This window comes from Burkholderia sp. Z1, from assembly GCF_014893795.1.
GTDB classification, from domain to species: Bacteria; Pseudomonadota; Gammaproteobacteria; order Burkholderiales; family Burkholderiaceae; genus Burkholderia; species Burkholderia theae.
Genome location: NZ_JACFYL010000001.1, coordinates 3,175,988 through 3,201,229, shown reverse-complemented (window position 1 = coordinate 3,201,229; position 25,242 = coordinate 3,175,988). Strand labels below are relative to the sequence as shown.

20 protein-coding genes are annotated in these 25,242 nt (G+C 66.3%); 18 read left to right on the top strand and 2 right to left on the bottom strand.

Annotated elements, in window-relative coordinates; genetic code table 11:
* Nucleotides 1-113: 113 nt before the first annotated feature.
* Nucleotides 114-944: an NADPH-dependent 7-cyano-7-deazaguanine reductase QueF gene (queF, locus tag H3H55_RS14850; RefSeq protein ID WP_048242752.1), complete on the bottom strand. Its 831-nt coding sequence runs from the start codon at nucleotides 942-944 to the stop codon at nucleotides 114-116.
* Nucleotides 945-956: 12 nt separating this feature from the next.
* Complete coding sequence (ilvA, locus tag H3H55_RS14845; RefSeq protein WP_129512950.1) at nucleotides 957-2,480, bottom strand: threonine ammonia-lyase, biosynthetic; 1,524 nt, start codon at nucleotides 2,478-2,480, stop codon at nucleotides 957-959.
* Nucleotides 2,481-3,058: 578 nt separating this feature from the next.
* On the opposite strand from ilvA, the gene H3H55_RS14840 reads away from it, so the two are divergent.
* From H3H55_RS14840 to H3H55_RS14755, 18 genes are all read left to right on the top strand, one after another.
* Nucleotides 3,059-7,090 (top strand): DUF3683 domain-containing protein, encoded by a 4,032-nt coding sequence (locus H3H55_RS14840; protein WP_193099062.1) that lies wholly within the window; start codon nucleotides 3,059-3,061, stop codon nucleotides 7,088-7,090.
* Between the two features lie 85 nt (nucleotides 7,091-7,175).
* Nucleotides 7,176-7,619 carry an HIT family protein gene (locus tag H3H55_RS14835; protein ID WP_048242749.1) on the top strand — a complete coding sequence of 148 codons (444 nt, stop codon included), beginning with the start codon at nucleotides 7,176-7,178 and terminating at the stop codon, nucleotides 7,617-7,619.
* Nucleotides 7,616-8,029 (top strand): gamma-butyrobetaine hydroxylase-like domain-containing protein, encoded by a 414-nt coding sequence (locus H3H55_RS14830; protein ID WP_129512947.1) that lies wholly within the window; start codon nucleotides 7,616-7,618, stop codon nucleotides 8,027-8,029. Before H3H55_RS14835 ends, H3H55_RS14830 begins: the two co-directional genes overlap by 4 nt.
* A gap of 52 nt (nucleotides 8,030-8,081) precedes the next feature.
* Nucleotides 8,082-8,813, top strand: a complete 732-nt coding sequence (gene ubiE, locus H3H55_RS14825; RefSeq protein WP_193099060.1) for a bifunctional demethylmenaquinone methyltransferase/2-methoxy-6-polyprenyl-1,4-benzoquinol methylase UbiE — start codon at nucleotides 8,082-8,084, stop codon at nucleotides 8,811-8,813.
* Nucleotides 8,814-8,854: 41 nt separating this feature from the next.
* Nucleotides 8,855-9,895, top strand: a complete 1,041-nt coding sequence (locus tag H3H55_RS14820) for a Tim44 domain-containing protein (protein ID WP_048242746.1) — start codon at nucleotides 8,855-8,857, stop codon at nucleotides 9,893-9,895.
* Nucleotides 9,896-10,059: 164 nt separating this feature from the next.
* Complete coding sequence (locus H3H55_RS14815; RefSeq protein ID WP_048242745.1) at nucleotides 10,060-10,686, top strand: SCP2 domain-containing protein; 627 nt, start codon at nucleotides 10,060-10,062, stop codon at nucleotides 10,684-10,686.
* Between the two features lie 12 nt (nucleotides 10,687-10,698).
* Nucleotides 10,699-12,276 carry a ubiquinone biosynthesis regulatory protein kinase UbiB gene (gene ubiB / locus H3H55_RS14810; protein WP_129512945.1) on the top strand — a complete coding sequence of 526 codons (1,578 nt, stop codon included), beginning with the start codon at nucleotides 10,699-10,701 and terminating at the stop codon, nucleotides 12,274-12,276.
* Between the two features lie 17 nt (nucleotides 12,277-12,293).
* Nucleotides 12,294-12,920, top strand: coding sequence for an SAM-dependent methyltransferase (locus tag H3H55_RS14805; protein WP_193099059.1), 627 nt, complete (start codon nucleotides 12,294-12,296; stop codon nucleotides 12,918-12,920).
* A gap of 95 nt (nucleotides 12,921-13,015) precedes the next feature.
* Entirely contained in the window at nucleotides 13,016-13,360 is a 345-nt protein-coding gene (locus H3H55_RS14800) for an FmdB family zinc ribbon protein (RefSeq protein WP_193099058.1), read from the top strand.
* 61 nt (nucleotides 13,361-13,421) lie between these two features.
* Nucleotides 13,422-14,072 carry a DUF502 domain-containing protein gene (locus H3H55_RS14795; RefSeq protein ID WP_048242740.1) on the top strand — a complete coding sequence of 217 codons (651 nt, stop codon included), beginning with the start codon at nucleotides 13,422-13,424 and terminating at the stop codon, nucleotides 14,070-14,072.
* 67 nt (nucleotides 14,073-14,139) lie between these two features.
* Complete coding sequence (gene aspS / locus H3H55_RS14790; protein WP_193099056.1) at nucleotides 14,140-15,942, top strand: aspartate--tRNA ligase; 1,803 nt, start codon at nucleotides 14,140-14,142, stop codon at nucleotides 15,940-15,942.
* A 160-nt stretch (nucleotides 15,943-16,102) separates the two neighbouring features.
* Nucleotides 16,103-16,597, top strand: a complete 495-nt coding sequence (gene nudB / locus H3H55_RS14785) for a dihydroneopterin triphosphate diphosphatase (protein WP_193099055.1) — start codon at nucleotides 16,103-16,105, stop codon at nucleotides 16,595-16,597.
* The gene (gene clsB / locus H3H55_RS14780) at nucleotides 16,594-17,868 is read left to right on the top strand and encodes a cardiolipin synthase ClsB (protein ID WP_193099053.1); all 1,275 of its coding nucleotides are present in this window, start codon (nucleotides 16,594-16,596) and stop codon (nucleotides 17,866-17,868) included. Before nudB ends, clsB begins: the two co-directional genes overlap by 4 nt.
* Before the next feature lie 200 nt (nucleotides 17,869-18,068).
* Complete coding sequence (locus H3H55_RS14775) at nucleotides 18,069-18,668, top strand: TetR/AcrR family transcriptional regulator (protein ID WP_047898994.1); 600 nt, start codon at nucleotides 18,069-18,071, stop codon at nucleotides 18,666-18,668.
* 58 nt (nucleotides 18,669-18,726) lie between these two features.
* Nucleotides 18,727-20,514 carry an acyl-CoA dehydrogenase C-terminal domain-containing protein gene (locus tag H3H55_RS14770; protein WP_129512938.1) on the top strand — a complete coding sequence of 596 codons (1,788 nt, stop codon included), beginning with the start codon at nucleotides 18,727-18,729 and terminating at the stop codon, nucleotides 20,512-20,514.
* A 113-nt stretch (nucleotides 20,515-20,627) separates the two neighbouring features.
* On the top strand, nucleotides 20,628-23,063 hold the full coding sequence (locus H3H55_RS14765; RefSeq protein WP_193099050.1) for a 3-hydroxyacyl-CoA dehydrogenase/enoyl-CoA hydratase family protein: 2,436 nt from the start codon (nucleotides 20,628-20,630) through the stop codon (nucleotides 23,061-23,063).
* 70 nt (nucleotides 23,064-23,133) lie between these two features.
* On the top strand, nucleotides 23,134-24,333 hold the full coding sequence (locus tag H3H55_RS14760) for an acetyl-CoA C-acyltransferase (RefSeq protein ID WP_129512937.1): 1,200 nt from the start codon (nucleotides 23,134-23,136) through the stop codon (nucleotides 24,331-24,333).
* Nucleotides 24,334-24,424: 91 nt separating this feature from the next.
* The gene (locus H3H55_RS14755) at nucleotides 24,425-25,192 is read left to right on the top strand and encodes an enoyl-CoA hydratase (protein WP_193099048.1); all 768 of its coding nucleotides are present in this window, start codon (nucleotides 24,425-24,427) and stop codon (nucleotides 25,190-25,192) included.
* Nucleotides 25,193-25,242: the final 50 nt, after the last annotated feature.

Here is a 25,242-nt window from a genome sequence, read left to right as displayed (position 1 = left end):
TCCCCGCGCACGGCAAAACAGCCCGGTCGGTGAATGCCGACCGGGCTGTTTCGTTTGGGGTTCGCCGCGATGTCGTTACGTTGCTTGCGACCCGCGGCGACCGCTTGCCGCCGTTACTGCCGCGCGGTGCGCGCGTTGTCCGGCATCGGCTGGTTGTAGTTCGTGCGGAACGGGTTGATGTCGAGCCCGCCGCGGCGCGTATAACGCGCATACACCGCGAGCTTGACCGGTTTGCACGCATGCAGGATGTCGAGGAAGATCCGCTCGACGCATTGCTCGTGAAAGCCCGTGTGGTTGCGAAACGAGATGATGTAACGCAGCAGGCCCGCGTGATCGATCTGCGGCCCGACGTAGTGGATCTGCACGCTGCCCCAGTCGGGCTGGCCCGTGACCGGGCAGTTCGAGCGCAGCAGGTCGGACACGAGCGTCTCCTCGACCGGCGCTTCATCCTCGGCGTCGGCCGCCGACAGCAGCGACGGATCGGGTTCGTACACGTCGGTATCGAGATCGAGCCGGTCGAGCGACAGCCCGTCGAGTTCGTCCATCTGCAGCTTGCCGAAGTCGTGCGGCGACACGAGCTGCACGGATACGCTCGCGCCGCACGCGGCCGAAACGTCGCGCTTCAGCGTGTCGCGCACCGCATCGACCGAGTCGAACGTCGACTGCGCGAACGAGCCGAGATACAGCTTGAACGACTTCGATTCGACGATGTTCGGCGATTCGGCCGGCACGTAGAAGGTCGCGACCGCGACCTGCGGCTTGCCGCGCGCGTTGAGCCACGACAGCTCGTACGCGTTCCAGATGTCGGTGCCGAAGAACGGCAGCGCCGACGTGATGCCGATCTGCTCGCGCGCACCGGCGCGCGGAATCGGAAACAGGAGCGACGCGTCGTACTGGGCTGCGTAGACGGTGGCCTTGCCGAGCGGGGAATGTTCGGGATTCATTGCGTGTCGCCTTTACGACAGGAAGAGGCGGTAAGCCGGGTTGGCGCTCTCTTCGACATACGGATAGCCGAGCGCCGCAAGGAAGCGTTCGAATTCGGCGCGATCGGCCTGCGGCACCTGCAGCCCGACGAGGATCGAACTGTAGTCCGCGCCCTGGTTGCGGTAGTGGAACAGGCTGATGTTCCAGTCCGGCGCCATCGACGACAGGAATTTCATCAGCGCGCCCGGACGCTCCGGGAATTCGAAGCGGAACAGGCGCTCGTCGAGCGCGAGCGGCGAGCGGCCGCCGACCATGTAGCGGATATGTTCCTTCGACAGCTCGTCGTGCGTCAGGTCGACGGACTTGAAGCCGTGCGACTCGAAGTTCGCGGCGATCTCCGCCGATTCGCCGCGGCGGCGGATCTGCACGCCGACGAAGATGTGCGCGGACTGCGCATCGGCGATCCGGTAGTTGAACTCGGTGACGTTACGATCGCCGACGAGCGAGCAGAAGCGCTTGAAGCTGCCGCGCTCCTCGGGGATCGTGACCGCGAACACGGCTTCGCGCGCCTCGCCGACCTCGGCACGCTCCGCGACGAAGCGCATCCGGTCGAAGTTCATGTTCGCGCCGGACGTGATCGCAACGAGCGTCTGGTTCTCGATCCCTTCGCGTTCCGCGTACAGCTTCGCGCCCGCGACCGCCAGCGCGCCGGACGGTTCGAGCACGCTGCGCGTGTCCTGGAAGACGTCCTTGATCGCCGCGCACAGTGCGTCGGTGTTGACCGTCAGCACGCCATCGAGGTGTTCGCTGCACAGGCGGAAGGTTTCCTCGCCGACGAGCTTCACCGCGGTGCCGTCCGCGAACAGGCCGACTTCGGTCAGCTCGACGCGCTTGCCGGCGTCGATCGACTGCGCCATCGCGCACGAATCCTCGGTTTGCACGCCGAACACCTTGATCTCCGGGCGCACGGCCTTGACGTACGCGACGATGCCCGCGGCGAGCCCGCCGCCGCCGATCGGCACGAAGATCGCGTGGATCGGGCCCTGGTGCTGGCGCAGGATTTCCATCGCGACGGTGCCCTGGCCCGCGATCACGTACGGATCGTCGAACGGGTGGACGAACGTCAGGTCGCGCTCCTGCTGCACCTTGACCGCGTGCGCGTACGCATCGCTGTACGATTCGCCGACCTGGATCACCTCGACGCTCGGGCCGCCGTGCGCGCGCACCGCATCGACCTTCACCTGCGGCGTCGTGACCGGCACGACGATCACGGCCTTGATGCCCATCCGGGCCGCCGAGAACGCGACACCCTGCGCGTGGTTGCCGGCCGATGCCGTAATCACGCCGCGCGCGAGCGCGTCCGCCGGAATGTGCGCCATCTTGTTGTACGCGCCGCGCAGCTTGAACGAGAACACCGGCTGGTTGTCCTCGCGCTTCAGGTAGACGGCATTGCGCAGCCGGGCCGACAGGTTGCGGGCGGGTTCGAGTTCCGTCTCGATCGCGACGTCGTAGACGCGCGCGGTGAGGATTTTCTTCAGGTAATCGTGGGATGCCATGGGTGCTCGCGTGCAGTGCGGAAGCAGACGGGAAAACGTCAATGATAGCGCCAAGGGTCCGCCTGCACGCAAGCGGCATGCCGGGAGAGCGGTCGCGGAGCCGTTCGGGTGGTGCGTTCACGACGCGGCGCGTCCCCTTTTTACCGGGTTAACCGCGTGGTTACCGACCGGACGGGCGGCGAATGATCGCCCGAAACCGTGCCGAACCAGGCGTGGCGCGGCTTGCGGCGATATCCCCACGGCCTGTCCGGCGTGTCACGTATGGCCCGATCATGGGTTAGAATTCCGTTTTGAATCAAGGATCGGAAGATGCAGAGGCACCCTCGGATCGCCCAGTTGAAGCCGTCGCCGCGCGCAGCCAGCCCCGCGGCGGAACGGCATGAGCGCCGCGCGCGATCGTGCTGATGGTTCCGAGTGCCGCCAGGCCCTGTCGCCGGCCAGGAGGGGCGAGTCAACGCCCGCTCCGGCCCCATGAAGGACAGCCGCGCGCCTGGTAACAGAACAGATTTCCCCAAGATTGCGCCCACGCGCTTGCCGACGCCCGTGCACGGGGTATCGGCCCTCCGAGTCGTCCGAACATGAACGCACCACAAGTTTTCGATCCGAATGGCGCGGCCGCCGCCGTCGCCGCTGACCCCGCGCCCCGATTGCGCGAGATTCCCTACAACTACACGTCCTTCTCGGATCGCGAGATCGTGATCCGCCTGCTCGGCGAGGAGGCGTGGTCGGTGCTCGACGAGCTGCGCGCCGAGCGCCGTACGGGCCGCTCGGCACGGATGCTGTATGAAGTGCTCGGCGACATCTGGGTCGTGCGTCGCAACCCGTACCTGCAGGACGACCTGCTCGACAACCCGAAGCGCCGCGCGCTGCTGATCGAGGCGCTGAACCACCGCCTGACCGAGATCGGCAAGCGCCGCAGCGCGGATCTCACCGCGCACCGCGACGACGCGGGCCGCGAGCGCGCGGTGCGCGTCGAGATGCTCGAAGCCGCCGCGCGGCGCGCGGTGAGCGAGTTCGCCGACGAATTCGAGAAGATGGCCGACCTGCGCCGCCGCGCGACCAAGGCGCTCGGCCGCTGCACGCAGAAGGACAACATTCGCTTCGACGGGCTGTCGCGCGTGTCGCACGTCACCGATGCGACCGACTGGCGCGTCGAATACCCGTTCGTCGTGCTGACGCCCGATTCCGAAGCCGAGATCGCCGGACTGATCAAGGCCTGCTTCGAACTCGGCCTGACCGTGATCCCGCGCGGCGGCGGCACCGGCTACACGGGCGGCGCGGTGCCGCTCACGCCGTTCTCCGCCGTGATCAACACCGAGAAGCTCGAACAGCTCGGCGCGGTCGAGTTGACCGAGCTGCCGGGCGTCGCGCACAAGGTGGCGACGATCTTCTCCGGCGCGGGCGTCGTCACGCGCCGCGTGACCGAGGCGGCCGAGGCGGCCGGCTATGTGTTCGCGGTCGATCCGACGTCGCTCGACGCGTCGTGCATCGGCGGCAACGTCGCGATGAACGCGGGCGGCAAGAAGGCCGTGCTGTGGGGCACCGCGCTCGACAACCTGGCCTGGTGGCGGATGGTCGACCCGGACGGCAACTGGCTCGAAGTCACGCGTCACGAGCACAACCAGGGCAAGATCCACGACATTCCGGTCGCGCGTTTCGAGCTGAAGTGGTTCGACGGCGCGTACGCGCCGGGCGAGAAGCTGCTGCGCACCGAGATGCTCGAGATCGAAGGCCGCCGGTTCCGCAAGGAAGGGCTCGGCAAGGATGTGACCGACAAGTTCCTCGCCGGCCTGCCGGGCGTGCAGAAGGAAGGCTGCGACGGGCTCATCACGTCCGCGCGCTGGGTGCTGCACAAGATGCCCGCGCACACGCGCACCGTCTGTCTCGAGTTCTTCGGCCAGGCGCGCGAAGCGATCCCGAGCATCGTCGAAATCAAGGACTACCTGTTCGAGACGTCGAAGCGGGGCGGCGCGATCCTCGCGGGCCTCGAGCACCTCGACGAGCGCTACCTGCGCGCGGTCGGTTATGCGACCAAGAGCAAGCGCAATGCCTTCCCGAAGATGGTGCTGATCGGCGACATCGTCGGCGATGATGCCGACGCAGTGGCGCAAGCGACGTCCGAAGTGATCCGGATGGCGAACGGCAAGAGCGGCGAAGGTTTCGTCGCGGTCAGCGCGGAGGCGCGCAAGCGCTTCTGGCTCGACCGCAGCCGCACGGCCGCGATCGCGAAGCACACCAACGCGTTCAAGATCAACGAAGACGTCGTCATCCCGCTGAACCGGATGGGCGAGTACACCGACGGCATCGAGCGGATCAACATCGAGCTGTCGCTGAAGAACAAGCTGCAGCTCGTCGACGCGCTCGAAGCATTCTTCCGCGCCGGCAACCTGCCGCTCGGCAAGACCGACGACGCGAACGAGATCCCGAGCGCCGAGTTGCTCGAGGATCGCGTGCAGCAGGCGCTGGAGCTGTTCAAGCGCGTGCGTGCGCGCTGGGAATTCGTGCGCGACCGGCTCGACCAGCCGCTGCGCGAGGCGCAGCACTACCTCGTTCAGCTTGGCTACGAGGCGCTGGCCGAGAAGTTCGCGGATCGCGCGGACGAGCAGCCGGGCGCGACCGTGTTCCACATCACGCAGGACCGCACGGTCCGCATCTCGTGGAAGCAGGAGATCCGCGCGGAGCTGCGCGCGATCTTCAACGGCGGCGCGTTCAAGCAGATCCTCGACGAGGCGCAGGCGATCCACAAGCAGGTGCTGCGCGGCCGCGTGTTCGTCGCGCTGCACATGCACGCGGGCGACGGCAACGTTCACACCAACCTGCCGGTCAACTCCGACAACTACGAGATGCTGCAGGACGCGCACGCGGCAGTCGCGCGCATCATGAAGCTCGCGCGCTCGCTCGACGGCGTGATCTCCGGCGAGCACGGGATCGGCATCACGAAGCTCGAGTTCCTGACCGACGACGAGATCGCCGAATTCCGCGCGTACAAGCAGCGCGTCGACCCGAACGGCCGTTTCAACAAGGGCAAGCTGCTCGACGGCGCCGATCTTCGCAACGCGTACACGCCGAGCTTCGGGCTGATGGGCTACGAGTCGCTGATCATGCAGCAGTCCGACATCGGCGCGATCGCCGATTCGGTGAAGGACTGCCTGCGCTGCGGCAAGTGCAAGCCGGTGTGCGCGACCCATGTGCCGCGCGCGAACCTGCTGTACAGCCCGCGCAACAAGATCCTCGCGACGTCGCTGCTGGTCGAGGCGTTCCTGTACGAGGAACAGACGCGCCGCGGTGTATCGATCAAGCACTGGGACGAGTTCAACGACGTGGCCGACCACTGCACGGTGTGCCACAAGTGCGCGACGCCGTGCCCGGTGAAGATCGACTTCGGCGACGTCACGATGAACATGCGCAACCTGTTGCGCAAGATGGGCAAGAAGAAGTTCAATCCGGGCCAGGCCGCGGGCATGTTCTTCCTGAATGCGACCAATCCGCAGACGATCAACGCCGCGCGCGGCGTGATGATGGGCGTCGGCTACAAGGTGCAGCGCTTCGCGAACGACATGCTGAAGAAGGTCGTGACGAAGCAGACGCAGCACCCGCCCGCGACGACCGGCAAGCCGCCCGTCGTCGAGCAGGTGATCCACTTCGTCAACAAGAAGATGCCGGGCAACCTGCCGAAGAAGACGGCGCGCGCGCTGCTCGACATCGAGGACAACAAGATCGTGCCGATCATCCGCAACCCGAAATCGACGACCGTCGATTCGGAAGCGGTGTTCTACTTCCCGGGCTGCGGCTCCGAGCGCCTGTTCTCGCAGGTCGGTCTCGCGACGCAGGCGATGCTGTGGGAAGCCGGCGTGCAGACGGTGCTGCCGCCGGGCTACCTGTGCTGCGGTTATCCGCAGCGCGGCGCGGGGCAGTACGACAAGGCGGAGAAGATCGTCACCGACAACCGCGTGCTGTTCCACCGGGTCGCGAACACGCTGAACTACCTCGACATCAAGACGGTGGTGGTGTCGTGCGGCACCTGCTACGACCAGCTCGCCGGGTATGAATTCGACAAGATCTTCCCGGGCTGCCGGATCATCGACATCCACGAGTTCCTGCTCGAGAAGGGGATGAAGCTCGACGGCGTGACGGGCACGCGCTACATGTATCACGACCCGTGCCACACGCCGATCAAGACGATGGACCCGGTCAAGCTCGTCAACGAGCTGATGGGCACGGAGAAGGACGGTTACAAGATCGAGAAGAACGATCGTTGCTGCGGCGAATCGGGCACGCTCGCGGTCACGCGTCCGGACGTGTCGACGCAGGTCCGCTTCCGCAAGGAAGAGGAGATCCGCAAGGGTGCCGCGAAGCTGCGCAGCATCCCGGTCGTGGCCGACGGCGCGAGCACGGCGGCGCCGGCCGCCGCGGCCGCGAACGGCCCGGACGTGAAGATCCTGACGAGCTGCCCGTCGTGCCTGCAGGGCCTGTCGCGCTACAACGAGGATGCGAACATCGAGGCCGACTACATCGTGGTCGAGATCGCGCGCCAGGTGCTCGGCGAGAACTGGATGGCCGATTATGTCGCACGTGCGAACCATGGCGGGATCGAGCGCGTGCTGGTCTAATGCGGGCATGACGACCGCCCGACCGGGCTTGGGATGAGCGGGCGCCGGCGCGGTAGCGCCGGCGCCCGTCCACATGGGAGCGACGATGGAATGCGTGTTTTGCCGTGAAGACGGCGGCGAGCTGCTTTGGCAGGACGATGCGCTGCGCGTCGTGCTGGCGACGGGCGAGCACGACTACCCGGGCTTCTGCCGGGTGATCTGGGGCGCGCACGTGGCCGAGTTCTCCGATCTCGGCGAACCCGAGCGGGCCCACCTGATGCGCGTGGTCTACGCGGTCGAGCGGGCCGTGCGCCGCGTGATGCAGCCGAACAAGGTGAATCTCGCGAGCCTCGGCAACATGGTGCCGCACGTGCACTGGCACGTGATCCCGCGCTTCTCGAACGACGCCCATTTCCCGCAGCCCGTGTGGGCGCCGCGCCAGCGCAGCGTGTCCGAGGCGCTGCTGCGCTCGCGCGCCGCGCAAGCCTCGCTGCTGCACAATGCGGTGCGCGAGGAAATTCAACGCATGACCGATTCGAGGCAGCCATGAGCGGTTTGACTTCCACGACGCCGATTCCGTCCGGCGTCGTCGTGCACGCGGTGTCGCGCGTGCTCGAATTGCAGTACCCGAACGGCGACAGCTACCGGATTCCGTTCGAGCTGATGCGCGTCTATTCGCCGTCCGCCGAGGTGCGCGGCCACGGGCCCGGTCAGGAGACGTTACAGACGGGCAAGCGCGAAGTGACGATCACCGCGCTCGAGGGCGTCGGCAACTATGCGCTGCAGCCGACCTTCTCCGACGGCCATTCGACCGGCATCTACTCGTGGGATCTGCTGTACGAGCTGGCGACGCAGCAGGACGCGCTGTGGCGCGACTATTTCGACAAACTGAAGGCGGCGGGCGTCGATCGAGACGCCCCGATGCAGGCGGCCGCGGCGCCGCACGGCCACTGCCACTGAAATCGACGGCGCCCGCTCGGCGCCGTCTTGCCATTTACTGAGGATCAACGCGATGAGCAAAACCCACTTCGGCTTCGAAAGCGTCGAGGAAAACGAAAAAGCGAAGAAAGTGGCGGGTGTGTTCCATTCGGTCGCGAGCAACTACGATCTGATGAACGACCTGATGTCGGCGGGCATGCACCGCGCGTGGAAGGCGTTCACGATCGCGCAGGCGAACGTGCGCCCCGGTTTCAAGGTGCTCGACATCGCGGCCGGCACCGGCGACCTGACCAAGTCGTTCGCGAAGGCGGCCGGGCCGACGGGCGAGGTCTGGCACACGGACATCAACGAATCGATGCTGCACGTCGGCCGCGACCGGCTGCTCGACAAGGGCATCGTGACGCCGTCGCTGCTGTGCGACGCGGAGAAAACCCCCTTTCCGGACAACTACTTCGATGTCGTCACGGTCGCGTTCGGCCTGCGCAACATGACGCACAAGGACGCCGCACTGGCCGAGATGCGCCGCGTGACGAAGCCGGGCGGCCGGGTGATGGTGCTGGAATTCTCGAAAGTCTGGGATCCGCTGAAAAAAGCGTACGATCTGTATTCTTTCAAAGTATTACCGTGGCTTGGCGACAAGTTCGCGAAAGATGCTGAAAGTTACCGGTATCTTGCTGAATCTATCCGGATGCACCCCGACCAGGACACGCTGAAGACGATGATGGAACAAGCGGGCCTCGATGCCGTCAAATATTACAATTTGTCAGGTGGCGTGGTAGCTTTACACATGGGAACCAAGTACTAAGGGGTTCTTTCCATACATTCGCCTTACATCTGGAGAAAGTGATGTCCGAATCGCGTTCGTTGTTCAACCGTAGCAAGCCGTCGAAGCCGTGGGCTCGACGGGTCGGCACGCTGCTGATGGTCGGCCTGCTCACGGCCGGCACGTTCGCATCGCTCGACGCCGAAGCCAAGCGCGTAGGCGGCGGGCGCAGCATCGGCCGCCAGAACTCCACCGTCACGCAGCGCCAGGCCACGCCGCCCGCGCAGCAGCCGATGCAGCAGGCCGCGCCGTCGCAGGCGCAGCGTGCAAACCCGGCCGCGCCCGCACCGGCCGCGCAGCCCAACCGTTCGCGCTGGCTCGGGCCGATCGCCGGCCTCGCGGCCGGTCTTGGCATCGCGGCGCTGCTGTCGCACTTCGGTCTCGGCGAGGCGTTCGCCGGCATGATGTCGAACATCATCGTGATCGCGCTGCTCGCGTTCGTCGGCATCTGGCTGATCCGCAAGTTCATGAACCGCCGTCGCACGCAAGAGCCGGCGTACTCGGTCGGCGGCTCGGCTTCGTCGTCGGGCGGCTACTCGCAAAGCCCGTCGTTCCAGCAGGGCAACACCGGCAGCAACTACGCCGGCAGCGGCAGCAGCTACGCGAACGAAGCGCAAGGCGTGTTCGGCGGCGGTGCCGCGGCCACCGGCGCGGCAGCAGGCGCGATGGCAGCGGCGGCGCCGCTCCAGGTGCCGGCGGGCTTCGACACCGAAGCGTTCCTGCGCAGCTCGAAGGTGTATTTCGTGCGCCTGCAGGCCGCGTGGGACCAGGGCAACCTGGCCGACATCCGCGAGTTCACGACGCCCGAAATGTTCGCCGAGATCAAGATCGACCTCGATTCGCGCGGCAACGAGTCGAACCAGACCGACGTCGTGCAGCTCGACGCGGAACTGGTTGCGATCGAGGATCGCGGCATCGAGCAGTCGGCGAGCGTGCGCTTCCACGGCCTGATCCGCGAATCGGCGAATGCGTCGGCCGCGCCGTTCGACGAAGTGTGGAACCTGTCGAAGTCGGGCAGTCAGGGCTGGCTGCTCGCGGGCATCCAGCAGCTCAACACGCACTGAGCGTGACCGGCGGCCGGCGCCGCCGGATGCCCGGGCGACGGCCGCCTCGCTGCGACCGCTTGCCGCTCGGGTGTGCGGTCAGGCACGGTCTGCCAGCGATCCGACGTTACAATAGAAACCCGCGTGGGCGCCCGGCCTGCGCGGGTTTTTTCTTTCCCAGCCCGATGACCTTTGCCGCCAAGCCTTTTGCTGCTGCCGTCAATCACTTGCTCGCGCGCGAATCGTGGGCACGCGACCGCCTGATTCCCTATGCGGGCAAGACTGCCCGGATCGACGTGCCTCCCGTCACGCTCACGCTGCTGGTGCAGCCCGACGGTTATCTGTCTGCCGTCGACGCGCAGGATGCGCAACAGGTCGACGTGTCGATCGCGCTCGCGGGCGATACGGTCGCCGCATTCCTGCAGGGCGGCCAGGCGGCCGTGATGAAGCACGTGAAGATCGAGGGCGACGCGGAATTCGCGACGCAGATCGCGAAGCTGGCCGAGCACTTGCGCTGGGAACCTGAAGAAGATCTCGCGAAGCTGGTCGGCGACGCGGCGGCATACCGGATCGCGACGGTCGTGCGCGACGCCGGTGCACGCGCGCGACGCACCGGCCGCAACGTGCTCGATTCCGTCGCCGAATACTGGCTCGACGAGAACCCGCAAGTCGTCCGGCGCGCGTCGCTCGGCGGCTTCGACGCTGAACTGGCGCGCGCACGCGATGCGCTCGCGCGAGTCGAAAAGCGGGTCGAGCGACTCGAACAAAAAATCGGCGCGCGCACGGGTTCCGGCCCGCGCGGCGCGCACTGAGGGCCGCAGGGCATGCGCATTTTCCGTTTCATCAAGATTGTCTACACCGTCATCCGCTTTGGTCTCGACGAAGTGATGCTGTCCCGGATCGACGACCGGCGCGTGAAGCTGCTGCTGCGGATCACGACGATCGGCCGTCGTTATTCCGATCCGCCCGCCGTGCGGCTGCGTCGTGCGCTCGAAAGCCTCGGCCCGATCTTCGTGAAGTTCGGCCAGGTGCTGTCGACGCGCCGCGACCTGCTGTCGGTCGATTTCGCGAACGAACTCGCGAAGCTGCAGGACCAGGTGCCGCCGTTCGATTCGGCGGTCGCGATTGCGATCATCGAGAAGTCGCTTGGCGCGCCGGTCGACGAGCTGTTCGACGAATTCGAGCGCGAGCCGGTCGCGAGCGCGTCGATCGCGCAGGTGCATTTTGCGAAGCTCAAGCAGGGCGTGCACGCGGGCAAGGCCGTCGCCGTCAAGGTGCTGCGCCCGAACATGCTGTCGGTGATCGATTCCGATCTCGCGCTGATGCGCGACATCGCCATCTGGACCGAACGCATGTGGGCCGACGGCCGGCGCCTGAAGCCGCGCGAGGTCGTCGCCGAATTCGACAAGTACCTGCACGACGAGCTCGACCTGATGCGCGAGGCCGCGAACGGCAGCCAGCTGCGCCGCAACTTCGCGGGCCTCGACCTGCTGCTCGTGCCCGAGATGTTCTGGGATTTCTCGACGTCGCAGGTGCTCGTGATGGAGCGCATGACCGGCGTGCCGATCAGCCAGGTCGAGACGCTGCGCACGGCCGGCGTCGACATCAAGAAGCTTGCGCGCGAAGGCGTCGAGATCTTCTTCACGCAGGTGTTCCGCGACGGGTTCTTCCACGCGGACATGCACCCCGGCAACATCCAGGTGAGCCTCGACCCGAACACGTTCGGCCGCTACGTCGCGCTCGATTTCGGGATCGTCGGCGCGCTGTCCGATTTCGACAAGAACTACCTCGCGCAGAACTTCCTCGCGTTCTTCAAGCGTGACTACCACCGCGTCGCGACGCTCCACCTCGAATCGGGCTGGGTGCCGCCCGAGACGCGTGTCGAGGAGCTCGAAAGCGCGATCCGCGCGGTGTGCGAGCCGTATTTCGACCGTGCGTTGAAGGACATCTCGCTCGGCCAGGTGCTGATGCGCCTGTTCTCGACGTCGCGTCGCTTCAACGTCGAGATCCAGCCGCAACTCGTGCTGCTGCAGAAGACGATGCTGAACGTCGAAGGGCTTGGCCGCTCGCTCGACCCCGAGCTCGACCTGTGGAAGACCGCGAAGCCGTACCTCGAACGCTGGATGACCGAGCAGATCGGCCTGCGCGGCTGGTACGAGCGCTTCAAGGTCGAGGCGCCGCAATGGAGCAAGACGCTGCCGCAACTGCCGCGCCTGATCCACCACGCGATGGCGGCGCGCCATGACGCGCCGCGCGCGGCAAGCGAGGACCTGATGCGCCAGATCCTCGTCGAACAGAAGCGGACGAACCGTTTGCTGCAGGCGCTGCTGATTTTCGGCCTCGCCGTCGGCGTCGGCGCCCTCGTCGCGCGCGTGTTGCTCGCGCTCGCGTACGGCTCATGACCGAAAGGAGCAGGGCGATGTCCGATCCGAAGCAACCGAGCGCACCGACGGCCGCCGATTTCGCGACGCGCGACCCCGGCAATGCGTCGTTCTGGGACGAGCGTTTCGAGCGCGGCGTGACGCCGTGGGAATTCGGCGGCGTGCCCGACGGTTTTCGCGTGTTCGCGCACGGGCTCGCGCCGTGCCCGGTGCTGATTCCCGGCTGCGGCAGCGCACAGGAGGCCGGCTGGCTCGCGCAGGCCGGCTGGCCCGTGCGCGCGATCGATTTCGCCGCGCAGGCGGTGGCCACCGCGAAGGCGCAACTCGGCGCGCATGCGGACGTCGTCGAGCAGGCCGATTTCTTCGCGTACCGGCCGCCGTTCGACGTGCAGTGGGTGTACGAGCGCGCGTTCCTGTGTGCGCTGCCGCCGAGCCTGCGCGCCGACTATGCGGCGCGGATGGCCGGGTTGCTGTCCACGGGCGGATTGCTGGCCGGCTATTTCTTCCTGACGGCGAAACCGAAGGGGCCGCCGTTCGGGATCGAGCGTGCCGAACTCGATGCGCTGCTCGCGCCGCACTTCGAGCTGATCGAGGATTTGCCCGTGACCGATTCGCTGGCCGTGTTCGAAGGGCACGAGCGCTGGCTCACGTGGCGCCGCCGCTGATGCGCGGGCGTAGCGGCCGTTGCCGGACCGCGCCGGGGTTTCGGCTATAATTCAAGGTTTTGCAAGCCGTTTCCAGTTTCCGCGGGAAAAATATCATGCCGATCTACGCCTATCGATGCGAAGCGTGTGGTTTCGCGAAGGACGTGCTCCAGAAGATGAGCGACGCGCCGCTGTCGCAGTGCCCGGAATGCGGGAAGGATGCGTTTCGCAAGCAGGTAACTGCCGCGGGCTTCCAGCTGAAGGGCTCGGGTTGGTACGTCACCGATTTCCGTGGCGGTTCGGGTGGCGCCAGCGCGCCGGCGACCGCGTCGGGTGACGCGGCTGCGGCGACGCCCGCCGCGGCGGAACCGGCAGCGGCCGCGCCGGCCACAGCGAGTTCCGAAAGCACGACGACGAGCGCCGCGCCTGCCCCGGCTGCAGCGCCCGCCGCCAGTAGTTGACCGTCGCGGTCCGACCGGGCCGCGACCACCCCGCGCCGCCGGCGCGGTTCATTGACGGCAGATGATGAAAAAGACGACCCTGAAATCGGTGTTTCTGACCGGCCTGCTGGTTCTCGTCCCGCTCGCGATCACGCTGTGGGTGCTCGGTCTCATCATCGGCACGATGGACCAGACGCTGCTCCTGCTGCCCGAATCGTGGCAGCCCGAGCGGATGCTCGGCTTCCACCTGCCGGGGATCGGCGCGGTGCTGACGCTTGCGTTCATCTTCGTCGTCGGTCTGGCCACGCGGAATTTCGTCGGCCAGAAGCTCGTCACGTGGTGGAATGCGGTCGTGCGCCACATCCCGGTCGTGGGGCCGATCTACACGAGCGTCAAGCAGGTATCGGACACGCTGCTGTCGAGCAGCGGCAACGCGTTCCGCAAGGCGCTGCTGATCGAATATCCGCGCCGCGGCTCGTATACGATCGCGTTTCTGACCGGCACGCCCGGCGGCGACGTGCTCAATCATCTGACGGAAGAATACGTGAGCGTGTATATCCCGACGACGCCGAACCCGACGTCGGGCTTCTTCCTGATGCTGCCGAAGAGCGAAGTCATCGAACTCGACATGTCGGTCGATGCCGCGCTGAAGTACATCGTCTCGATGGGCGTCGTGGCGCCCCCGGCGCCGGCTCCGGCGCCCGCCCGCCGCCCCGTCGAGCCGCCGCTGTAAGTAAAGAATCATCGCCCGGGCCGCGCGTTGCGGCGCCCGTTGATCAAACCGAACGAAAGCAAACATCATGTCGATGCGTACTGAATACTGCGGTCTCGTGACCGAACACCTGCTGGGCCAAACCGTGTCGCTGTGCGGCTGGGTGCAGCGCCGCCGCGATCACGGCGGTGTGATCTTCATCGACCTGCGCGATCGTGAAGGCCTCGTGCAGGTGGTGTGCGACCCGGATCGCGCGGAAATGTTCGCGACCGCCGAAGGCGTGCGCAACGAGTTCTGCGTGCAGGTGAAGGGTCTCGTGCGCAACCGTCCGGAAGGCACGGTCAACGCCGGGCTGAAGAGCGGCAAGATCGAAGTGCTGTGCCACGAACTGACCGTGCTGAACGCGTCGGTCACGCCGCCGTTCCAGCTCGACGACGACAACCTGTCGGAAACGACGCGTCTCACGCACCGCGTGCTCGACCTGCGCCGTCCGCAGATGCAGCACAACCTGCGCCTGCGTTACCGCGTTGCCATCGAGGCACGCAAGTACCTCGACGAGCAGGGCTTCATCGACATCGAAACGCCGATGCTGACGAAGAGCACGCCGGAAGGCGCGCGCGACTACCTCGTGCCGTCGCGCGTAAACGCGGGCCAGTTCTTCGCGCTGCCGCAGTCGCCGCAGCTGTTCAAGCAGCTGCTGATGGTCGCGAACTTCGACCGTTACTACCAGATCACCAAGTGCTTCCGCGACGAGGATCTCCGTGCCGACCGTCAGCCGGAATTCACGCAGATCGACTGCGAGACGTCGTTCCTCGGCGAGCAGGAAATCCGTGACCTGTTCGAAGACATGATCCGTCACATCTTCAAGACGACGATCGGCGTCGAACTCGACGCGACGTTCCCGGTCATGCCGTACTCGGAAGCGATGGCGCGTTTCGGTTCGGACAAGCCGGACCTGCGCGTGCAGCTCGAATTCACCGAGCTGACCGACGCGATGAAGGACGTCGACTTCAAGGTGTTCAGCACGCCTGCCAACGCGAAGGACGGCCGTGTCGCGGCGCTGCGCGTGCCGAAGGGCAGCGAGCTGTCGCGTGGCGACATCGACGGCTACACCGAATTCGTGCGTATCTACGGCGCGAAGGGCCTCGCATGGATCAAGGTCAACGAGAAGGCGAAGGGCCGCGACGGCCTGCAGAGCCCGATCGTCAAGAACCTGCATGACGCATCGATCGCGGCCATCCTCGAGCGCACCGGCGCCGAAGACGGCGACATCATCTTCTTCGCGGCCGACCGCGCGAAGGTCGTCAACGACAGCCTCGGCGCGCTGCGCCTGAAGATCGGCCATTCGGAATTCGGCAAGGCGAACGGCCTCGTCCAGGCCGGCTGGAAGCCGCTGTGGGTCATCGACTTCCCGATGTTCGAATACGACGACGAAGATGCACGCTACGTCGCCGCGCATCACCCGTTCACGAGCCCGAAGGACGAGCACCTCGAGTACCTCGAGACCGACCCGGGCCGCTGCCTCGCGAAGGCCTACGACATGGTGCTGAACGGCTGGGAAATCGGCGGTGGCTCGGTGCGTATCTACCAGGAGGAAGTGCAGAGCAAGGTGTTCCGCGCACTGAAGATCGGCGCGGAAGAGGCTCAGCTGAAGTTCGGCTTCCTGCTGGACGCGCTGCAATACGGCGCGCCGCCGCACGGCGGTATCGCATTCGGTCTCGACCGCATCGTCACGATGATGGCCGGCGCCGATTCGATCCGCGACGTGATCGCGTTCCCGAAGACGCAGCGTGCGCAGGATCTGCTCACGCAGGCGCCGAGCCCGGTCGACGAGCGTCAGCTGCGCGAACTGCACATCCGCCTGCGTCAGCCGGAACAGCCGAAGGCGTAACGCGCTTTCGCCACCCCTCGTGTGTGCGGCGACGCGCACACGACGCACATGAAAAAGGCGCTGCGATGCGCCTTTTTCGTTTTTTGCGGTACAGTCGCAGCACTTGCCGCACGTTCGGAGCACATGCCCGGCGCGCGGCCCTGTGCCGCATGAAACAAAGATGACGAAGCCGCCGAAAATCCCCGAATCCGTTCTCGTCGTGATCTACACGCCCGACCTCGATGTGCTGGTGATCAAGCGTGCCGACCAGCCCGATTTCTGGCAATCGGTGACCGGATCGAAGGACACGCTCGACGAGCCGCTCGCGGCCACCGCCGCACGCGAAGTGGCCGAGGAAACCGGCATCTCGATCGGCACGCCGGACGTGCCCGCCACGGCGCTCGCCGACTGGCGTCACCGGATCGAATACACGATCTATCCGCAATACCTGCATCGTTATGCGCCGGGCGTCACGCGCAACACCGAGCACTGGTTCGGGCTGTGCGTGCCGCATCGCGTCGACGTGACGTTGTCGCCGCGCGAGCATGTCGACCATGCATGGCTGCCGTTCCGCGAGGCGGCCGCGCGCTGCTTCTCGCCGTCGAACGCCGAGGCGATCCTGCAATTGCCCGCGCGCGTGGCACTCGCGCGAGCGCCGCACGGCTCGTCCGCATGACTGCGGAGACCCGCAAGCGTTTCGCGCAATTGCGGCAGATGTTCCTGCAGGAACGCGGCTCCGCGTCGCGGCTCGCGTTCACGGCGGGCAACACGGTGCGGCTGTGCGAGGGCGGCGGCGAGTTCTTTGCGGCACTGATCGAACGGATCGATGCCGCCCGCGAGCAGGTGATGCTCGAAACCTACATCTTCTGCGACGACGCGGCCGGCCGCCCGGTGTCGGACGCGCTGATTCGCGCGGCGCAGCGCGGCGTGCGTGTGCGCGTGATCACCGACGGCATCGGCACCGCGCGCCTGCCGCTGTTCGACACGTGGGTCGCGGCCGGCATCGAGCACAGCATCTACAACCGCTTCCTGTTCGGCCGCTTTGGCTTCTCGCGCACGCACCGCAAGCTCGCGGTGATCGATCACGCGGTCGCGTTCTGCGGCGGCATCAACATCGTCGACGACTACGCGCAGGGCAGCGCGACGCTGCCGTTTCCGCGCTGGGATTTCGCGGTCGAGATGGCGGGGCCCGCGGTGTCCGACGTGCGTGCCGCGTTCGAACTGCAGTGGCACCGGATCCGGTTCGGCCACAAGCCGTATGCGCAATACGCGGCCGGGCTGCACGGCGGCGAGGCGTTCCCCGACATGTTCCGGCGCTGGATGCGCAGCCACCGGTGGATCAAGGCCGGCGCGCTGCGGGTCGTGACGGAGCCGAGCGTCGCGTTCGTCGCGCGCGACAACGTCGTGAACCGTCGCGCGATCGAGAAGGCCTATCTCGCGGCGATCGGCCAGGCGCGCCAGCAGATCCTGCTCGCGAATCCGTACTTCATGCCGGGCCGCAAGCTGCGCCGCGCGCTGACGGGCGCGGCGCGGCGCGGCGTCGACGTGCGGATCCTGGTCGGCCGCAAGGAGTTCGCGGCGCTCGATACGGCCGTGCCGTTCCTCTACCATGCGCTGCTGCGCGCGGGCGTGCGCGTGGCCGAATACGACAAGACGATGCTGCACGGCAAGGTGGCCGTGATCGACGACAACTGGGCGACGGTCGGCTCGTCGAATCTGGACGCGCTGAGTCTGATGCTGAACAATGAGGCGAACGTCGTGCTGGTGCGCTACGATGCAGTGACGAACGAACTGCGCGACGCGATCACGGCCGCGTTCACCGACGGCCGGGAGATCGATCCCGCGCGATTTGCCGCGCGCCCGCGCATCGAGCGTCTGCTGAACTGGCTGGCCTATACGACGTATCGTGTCGTGATGAAGGCGCTGACGGTCGGCGGTTACGACTGACGCGGACTAAGCGTTCGCTTCAAAAAATCTGTCCGCACGTTCGTGCGGAAAAGCCGCTCCGGCCTCGCCGGAATCGCGCAAAATAGCGGCTCGGTTAGACACCGGTTTCTAATAATTTCCTTGTTTCGCGAGCGGCCGCACTCAATAATAGTACGGCCGTTCGATTTTATTCGAACCCCCGAACGGTTACAGAAATAGCTATGCGAAAAGGCGAACAGACGCGTGCCGCGATACTTGAAGCTGCTTTGGACCTCGCCAGCCGTGACGGGCTGGAGGGGCTGACGATCGGCCTGCTGGCCGAGCGCATGCAGATGAGCAAGAGCGGTGTGTTCGCGCATTTCGGATCGCGCGAGGACCTGCAGGTCGAGGTTGTCCGCGAGTATCACCATCGTTTCGAAAACGAGGTGTTCTTTCCGAGCCTGCGCGAGTCGCGCGGTCTGCCGCGTCTGCGGGCGATGCTGGCGCGCTGGATCGAGAAGCGCATCCAGGAGGTGACGACTGGGTGCATCTACATCAGCGGCGCAGTGGAGTACGACGACCGGCCGGACAGCCCCGTGCGCGAGCAGTTGATCGCGAGCGTGACAGCCTGGCGTGCCGCGTTGCTGCGCGCCATTTCGCAGGCGATGGAAGAGGGGCATCTGCGCACGGATACCGATCCGGACCTGATGCTCTTCGAGCTGTACAGCTTCACGCTCGGCCTGCATCACGACGCGCGCTTCCTGCATTCGCCGGACGCCGTGCGCCTCACGTGGGCCGCGCTGGAAAAGACGATTGTTTCGTATCAGAGCGAGAGCCGTTAGCGGCGCGTCAACCGCCCGCCAGGAGCTCGAGCCGTTTTGCCCACCTTTGGAGAGAGTCATGGGACAGTACGCCGCGCCGCTGCGCGACATGCAATTCGTGTTGCACGAGCTTCTGAACGTCGAAGCCGAAGTCAAGCAAATGCCCAAGCATGCGGACCTCGACGCCGACACGATCAACCAGGTCCTCGAAGAAGCGGGCAAGTTCTGCTCCGAGGTGCTGTTCCCGCTGAACCAGGTCGGCGACCGCGAAGGCTGCACGTATGAAGGCGACGGCGTCGTGAAGACCCCGACCGGCTTCAAGGAGGCCTACCAGCAATACGTCGAGGCCGGCTGGCCGGCGCTCGGCTGCGATCCGGACTACGGCGGCCAGGGCCTGCCCGCGTTCGTGAACAACGCGCTCTACGAAATGATGAATTCGGCGAACCAGGCATGGACGATGTATCCGGGCCTGTCGCACGGCGCGTACGAATGCCTGCACGCGCACGGCGCGCCGGAACTGCAGAAGGCCTACCTGCCGAAGCTCGTGACGGGCGAATGGACCGGCACGATGTGCCTGACCGAGCCGCATTGCGGCACCGACCTCGGCATCCTGCGCACCAAGGCCGAACCGTACGGCGACGGCTCCTACTCGATCAGCGGCACGAAGATCTTCATCTCGAGCGGCGAACATGACATGGCGGAGAACATCGTCCACCTCGTGCTCGCGCGCCTGCCGGAAGCGCCGCAGGGCACGAAGGGCATTTCGCTGTTCATCGTGCCGAAGTTCATTCCCGACGCAGCGGGCGAGCCGGGCGAGCGCAACGGCATCAAGTGCGGCTCGATCGAGCACAAGATGGGCATCCACGGCAATTCGACCTGCGTGATGAACCTCGACAACGCGAAGGGCTGGATGGTCGGCGAGCCGAACAAGGGCTTGAACGCGATGTTCGTGATGATGAACGCGGCCCGTCTCGGCGTTGGCGCACAAGGCCTCGGCCTCACGGAAGTCGCGTACCAGAACTCGCTCACGTATGCGAAGGAGCGCCTGCAGATGCGCTCGCTGACGGGCCCGAAGGCACCGGACAAGCCGGCCGACCCGATCATCGTGCACCCGGACGTGCGCCGCATGCTGCTCACGCAGAAGGCCTACGCGGAAGGCGCGCGCGCGTTCACGTACTGGTCCGCGCTGCAGATCGACAAGGAGCTGTCGCACGCCGATGAAGCGGTGCGCAAGGAAGCGGCCGACCTCGTCGCGCTGCTCACGCCGATCATCAAGGCGTTCCTGACCGACAACGCGTTCGAGTGCACGAACCACGCGATGCAGATCTACGGCGGCCACGGCTTCATCTCCGAGTGGGGCATGGAGCAGTACGTGCGCGACGCGCGGATCAACATGATCTACGAAGGCACGAACTCGATCCAGTCGCTCGACCTGCTGGGTCGCAAGGTGCTCGGCGACATGGGCGCGAAGCTGAAGAAGTTCGGCAAGCTCGTCACGGAATTCGCGGAAGCCGAAGGCGTGAAGCCGGAAATGGCCGAGTTCATCAACCCGCTCGCCGACATCGGCGACAAGGTGCAGAAGCTGACGATGGAAATCGGCATGAAGGCGATGCAGAACCCCGACGAAGTCGGTGCTGCCGCCGTGCCGTACCTGCGCACCGTCGGCCACCTGGTGTTCTCGTACTTCTGGGCGCGGATGGCACGCCTCGCACTCGACAACGAAGCGTCGGGCGATCCGTTCTACAAGTCGAAGCTCGCGACGGCCCGCTTCTACTTCGCGCGCCTGCTGCCCGAGACGGCATCGACGATCCGCGCCGCGCGCGCCGGTTCGAAGACGCTGATGGAAGTCGACGAATCGCTGTTCTGATGCGAGTCCGGGCGGTGCGCGATGCGCGCCGCCCGAACGCAACGGTTCCTGGTACTCACTTCGCCGTGCAGCCCCCACCCCTCGCGCTGCACGACATAATCCGGAGACATCCCGTGAGCAATTTCCTGATTCGCAAGGTCGCCGTGCTGGGCGCCGGCGTGATGGGCGCGCAGATCGCCGCGCACCTCATCAACGCGCGCGTGCCGGTGCTGCTGTTCGACCTGCCGGCCAAGGAAGGCCCGAAAAACGCGATCGCGCTGAAGGCGATCGAGAACCTGAAGAAGCTGTCGCCCGCGCCGTTCGGCGTGAAGGACGACGCGAAGTACCTCGAGGCAGCCAACTACGAAGACGACATCGCGAAGCTCGCCGAGTGCGACGTGGTGATCGAGGCGATCGCCGAGCGGATGGACTGGAAGCACGACCTGTACAAGAAGGTCGCACCGCACATCGCGCCGAACGCGATCTTCGCGACCAACACGTCGGGCCTGTCGATCACGAAGCTGTCCGAAGGTTTCTCGGACGAGCTGAAGTCGCGCTTCTGCGGCGTGCACTTCTTCAACCCGCCGCGCTACATGCACCTCGTCGAGCTGATCCCGACCGAGCATACGCGTCCGGAAATCCTCGACCAGCTCGAGACGTTCCTGACGAGCATCGTCGGCAAGGGCGTCGTGCGCGCGAAGGACACACCGAACTTCATCGCGAACCGCGTCGGCATCTTCTCGATCCTCGCGGTGATCACCGAGGCCGCGAAGTTCGGCCTGCGCTTCGACGAAGTCGACGATCTGACGGGTAGCCGCCTCGGCCGCGCGAAGTCGGCGACGTTCCGCACCGCGGACGTGGTCGGCCTCGACACGATGGCGCACGTGATCAAGACGATGCAGGACAACCTCGCCGACGATCCGTTCTTCCCGGTCTACCAGACGCCTGCCGTGCTCGCCGAACTGGTGAAGCAGGGCGCACTCGGCCAGAAGACGGGCGGCGGTTTCTACAAGAAGGAAGGCAAGGCGATCAAGGTGCTCGACGCGAAGACGGGCAGCTACGTCGACGCCGGCGCGAAGGCCGACGAAACCGTCGGCCGCATCCTGAAGCGTCCGCCGGCCGAACGGCTGAAGCTGCTGCGCGAGACGGATCATCCGCACGCGCAGTTCCTGTGGTCGATCTTCCGCGACGTGTTCCATTACATCGGCGTGCATCTCGAGTCGATCGCCGACAACGCGCGCGACGTCGACCTCGCGATCCGCTGGGGCTTCGGCTGGAACGAAGGCCCGTTCGAAGGCTGGCAGGCTGCCGGCTGGAAGCAGGTCGCCGAGTGGGTGCAGGAAGACATCGCGGCCGGCAAGGCGCTCGCGAACGTGCCGCTGCCGTCGTGGGTGCTCGAAGGCGCGGTCGCCGAGAAGGGCGGCGTGCATACGGCCGAAGGCTCGTGGGCGCCGGCTGCGCAGCGCTTCGTGCCGCGCTCGGACCTCGCGGTCTACGGCAAGCAGGTCTTCCGTGCGCCGCTGCTCGGCGAAGCGGGTGCCGATCCGAAGTCGTACGGCAAGACACTGTTCGAGACCGACGCGGTGCGCGCATGGGTCGACGACCGTGCGGGCGAAGATGACGTCGTGATCGTGTCGTTCAAGTCGAAGATGAACACGATCGGACCGAGCGTGATCGACGGCCTCGTGCAGGCGATCGAACTCGCGGAGAAGGACTACAAGGGCGTGGTGATCTGGCAGCCGACGTCGCTGAAGCTCGGCACGCCGGGCGGCCCGTTCTCGGCCGGCGCGAACCTCGAAGAGGCGATGCCCGCGTTCATGATGGGCGGCGCGAAGGGCATCGAGCCGTTCGTGAAGAAGTTCCAGGAAGGCATGCTGCGCGTGAAGTACGCGAACGTGCCGGTCGTCGCGGCCGTGTCGGGCATCGCGCTCGGCGGCGGGTGCGAGCTGATGCTGCACAGCGCGAAGCGTGTCGTGCACGTCGAAAGCTACGTCGGTCTCGTCGAAGTGGGCGTCGGCCTCGTGCCGGCGGGCGGCGGCCTGAAGGAAGCGGCGCTGCGCGCGGCGGAAGCCGCAACGGCCGCGAACGCGACCACCGACATCCTGAAGTTCGTGACGAAGTCGTTCGAGAACGCAGCGATGGCGAAGGTGTCGGCATCCGCGCACGACGCACGTGCGATGGGCTACCTGAAGCCGTCCGACACGATCATCTTCAACGTGTTCGAACTGCTCGACACCGCGAAGAAGGAAGCGCGCGCGCTGGCCGCAACCGGCTACCGCGCACCGCTGCGGGCGAAGGACGTGCCGGTCGCGGGCCGCTCGGCCATCGCGACGATCAAGGCATCGCTCGTCAACATGCGTGACGGCCGCTTCATCAGCGACCACGATTACCTGATCGCGAGCCGCATCGCCGAAGCCGTGTGCGGCGGCGACGTCGAAGCCGGCAGCCTCGTCGACGAGCAGTGGCTGCTTGCGCTGGAGCGCCGTGCGTTCGTCGAGCTGCTCGGTACGCAGAAGACGCAGGAACGGATCATGGGCATGTTGCAGACCGGCAAGCCGGTGCGTAACTGAGCGAGCGGACAACTTTGCATGGGACCGAAGCGGGCGCCGAAGCACCCGCTCCGTCCAACAGGAGTTTGAAATGAGCAAACAATTGCAAGACGCATACATCGTCGCCGCCAGCCGCACCCCGATCGGCAAGGCACCGCGCGGTGTGTTCAAGAACACGCGCCCGGACGAGCTGCTGGTCCACGCGATCAAGTCGGCGGTCGCGCAGGTGCCCGGCTTCGACACGAAGCTGATCGAAGACGCGATCATCGGCTGCGCGATTCCGGAAGCCGAACAGGGCCTGAACGTCGCGCGCATGGGCGCGCTGCTCGCGGGCCTGCCGCAGACGGTCGGCGGCGTGACGGTCAACCGCTTCTGCGCGTCGGGCATCACCGCGCTCGCGATGGCGGCCGACCGCATCCGCGTCGGCGAGTCGGATGCGCTGTTCGCGGGCGGCTGCGAATCGATGAGCATGGTGCCGATGATGGGCAACAAGCCGTCGATGTCGCCGCACATCTTCGATCGCAACGAAGATTTCGGCATCGCGTACGGGATGGGCCTGACGGCCGAGCGTGTCGCCGAACAGTGGAAGGTGAGCCGCGAAGACCAGGACGCGTTCTCGGTCGAGTCGCACCGCAAGGCGCTCGCCGCGCAGCAGGCCGGCGAGTTCAACGACGAGATCGCCGCGTACACGCTCACCGAGCGTTTCCCGAACCTGGCAACGGGCGAAGTCGACGTGAAGACGCGCGAGATCGCGCTCGACGAAGGTCCGCGTGCGGATACGTCGATCGAAGGCCTCGCGAAGCTGCGCGCGGTGTTCGCGAACAAGGGTTCGGTCACGGCCGGCAACAGCTCGCAGACGTCGGACGGCGCGGGTGCGCTGCTGGTCGTGTCGGAGAAGGTGCTCAAGGAGTTCAACCTGACGCCGCTCGCGCGCTTCGTGAGCTTCGCGGTGCGCGGCGTGCCGCCGGAAATCATGGGCATCGGCCCGAAGGAAGCGATTCCGGCCGCGCTGAAGGCCGCGGGCCTGAAGCAGGACGATCTCGACTGGATCGAGCTGAACGAGGCGTTCGCCGCGCAATCGCTGGCGGTGATCCGCGATCTCGGCCTCGACCCGTCGAAGGTCAACCCGCTGGGCGGCGCGATCGCACTCGGCCACCCGCTCGGCGCGACCGGCGCGATCCGCGCGGCGACCGTCGTGCACGGCCTGCGCCGCCGCAACCTGAAGTACGGCATGGTCACGATGTGCGTCGGCACCGGCATGGGCGCCGCAGGCATCATCGAACGTCTGTAAGCGGGACGCGACCATAGCGACGACGGTGCGCGGGCCACGAGCTCGCGCACCGTTTTTTCATTCCGGTAGAGGCAAGTCAAAGGAGACGGTTGTGTCCGAAATTCAAGTGGAACGCGCCGAAGGCGTGATGACGATCACGATCGCGCGCCCGGCGAAGAAGAATGCGCTGACGGCGGCGATGTACCAGACGATGGCCGATGCCCTCGCCGACGCGCAGGAAGACAAGGCGGTCCGCGTGATCCTGCTGCGCGGCAGCGACGGCAATTTCAGCGCGGGGAACGATCTCGAGGATTTCCTGAAGGCGCCGCCAAAGGACGAGACCGCATCGGTGTTCCAGTTCCTCGCGCGGATCAGCAGTGCGCAGAAACCGGTCGTCGCTGCGGTGCCGGGCATCGCGGTCGGCGTCGGCGTGACGATGCTGTTGCACTGCGATCTGGTCTACGCGGCCGATACCGCAGTGTTCTCGCTGCCGTTCGCGCAGCTCGGGCTGTGCCCGGAGGCCGCGTCGAGCGTGCTGCTGCCGCGCCTGGCCGGCCATCAGGTCGCCGCGGAGAAGCTGCTGCTCGGCGAGGCGTTCGACGCACTGGAAGCGCACCGGATCGGCATCGTGAACCGCGTGCTGCCGGCTGCCGAGCTCGACGTGTTCGCGGCGAAGCAGGCGGCGAAGCTCGCGGCGCTGCCGGCGTCGTCGCTGCGCGTGACGAAGGCGCTGCTGAAGGATACGGGCGGCGTGGCGACCGCCGCGCGGATGGCCGAGGAGGCGGGGCATTTCTCCGCGATGCTGCGCGCGCCGGAAGCGCGCGAGGCGATGACGGCGTTCTTCGAGAAGCGCAAGCCGGATTTCCGTCAGTTCGACTGACGGAGCAGGCCGCGCCGGTGGTGGCTTACCGGCGCGATCCCGCCCTTGCG

Excerpts from the sequence above, each read along its gene's own strand:
- ubiB (WP_129512945.1), top strand. The coding sequence starts at position 10,699 with ATGCGCATTTTCCGTTTCATCAAGATTGTCTACACCGTCATCCGCTTT.
- H3H55_RS14800 (WP_193099058.1), top strand. The coding sequence starts at position 13,016 with ATGCCGATCTACGCCTATCGATGCGAAGCGTGTGGTTTCGCGAAGGAC.
- H3H55_RS14795 (WP_048242740.1), top strand. The coding sequence starts at position 13,422 with ATGATGAAAAAGACGACCCTGAAATCGGTGTTTCTGACCGGCCTGCTG.
- queF (WP_048242752.1), bottom strand. The coding sequence starts at position 944 with ATGAATCCCGAACATTCCCCGCTCGGCAAGGCCACCGTCTACGCAGCC.
- ilvA (WP_129512950.1), bottom strand. The coding sequence starts at position 2,480 with ATGGCATCCCACGATTACCTGAAGAAAATCCTCACCGCGCGCGTCTAC.
- nudB (WP_193099055.1), top strand. The coding sequence starts at position 16,103 with ATGACGAAGCCGCCGAAAATCCCCGAATCCGTTCTCGTCGTGATCTAC.
- H3H55_RS14775 (WP_047898994.1), top strand. The coding sequence starts at position 18,069 with ATGCGAAAAGGCGAACAGACGCGTGCCGCGATACTTGAAGCTGCTTTG.
- H3H55_RS14815 (WP_048242745.1), top strand. The coding sequence starts at position 10,060 with ATGACCTTTGCCGCCAAGCCTTTTGCTGCTGCCGTCAATCACTTGCTC.
- H3H55_RS14770 (WP_129512938.1), top strand. The coding sequence starts at position 18,727 with ATGGGACAGTACGCCGCGCCGCTGCGCGACATGCAATTCGTGTTGCAC.
- H3H55_RS14760 (WP_129512937.1), top strand. The coding sequence starts at position 23,134 with ATGAGCAAACAATTGCAAGACGCATACATCGTCGCCGCCAGCCGCACC.
- clsB (WP_193099053.1), top strand. The coding sequence starts at position 16,594 with ATGACTGCGGAGACCCGCAAGCGTTTCGCGCAATTGCGGCAGATGTTC.
- ubiE (WP_193099060.1), top strand. The coding sequence starts at position 8,082 with ATGAGCAAAACCCACTTCGGCTTCGAAAGCGTCGAGGAAAACGAAAAA.
- H3H55_RS14840 (WP_193099062.1), top strand. The coding sequence starts at position 3,059 with ATGAACGCACCACAAGTTTTCGATCCGAATGGCGCGGCCGCCGCCGTC.
- H3H55_RS14805 (WP_193099059.1), top strand. The coding sequence starts at position 12,294 with ATGTCCGATCCGAAGCAACCGAGCGCACCGACGGCCGCCGATTTCGCG.
- H3H55_RS14835 (WP_048242749.1), top strand. The coding sequence starts at position 7,176 with ATGGAATGCGTGTTTTGCCGTGAAGACGGCGGCGAGCTGCTTTGGCAG.
- H3H55_RS14830 (WP_129512947.1), top strand. The coding sequence starts at position 7,616 with ATGAGCGGTTTGACTTCCACGACGCCGATTCCGTCCGGCGTCGTCGTG.
- H3H55_RS14820 (WP_048242746.1), top strand. The coding sequence starts at position 8,855 with ATGTCCGAATCGCGTTCGTTGTTCAACCGTAGCAAGCCGTCGAAGCCG.
- aspS (WP_193099056.1), top strand. The coding sequence starts at position 14,140 with ATGTCGATGCGTACTGAATACTGCGGTCTCGTGACCGAACACCTGCTG.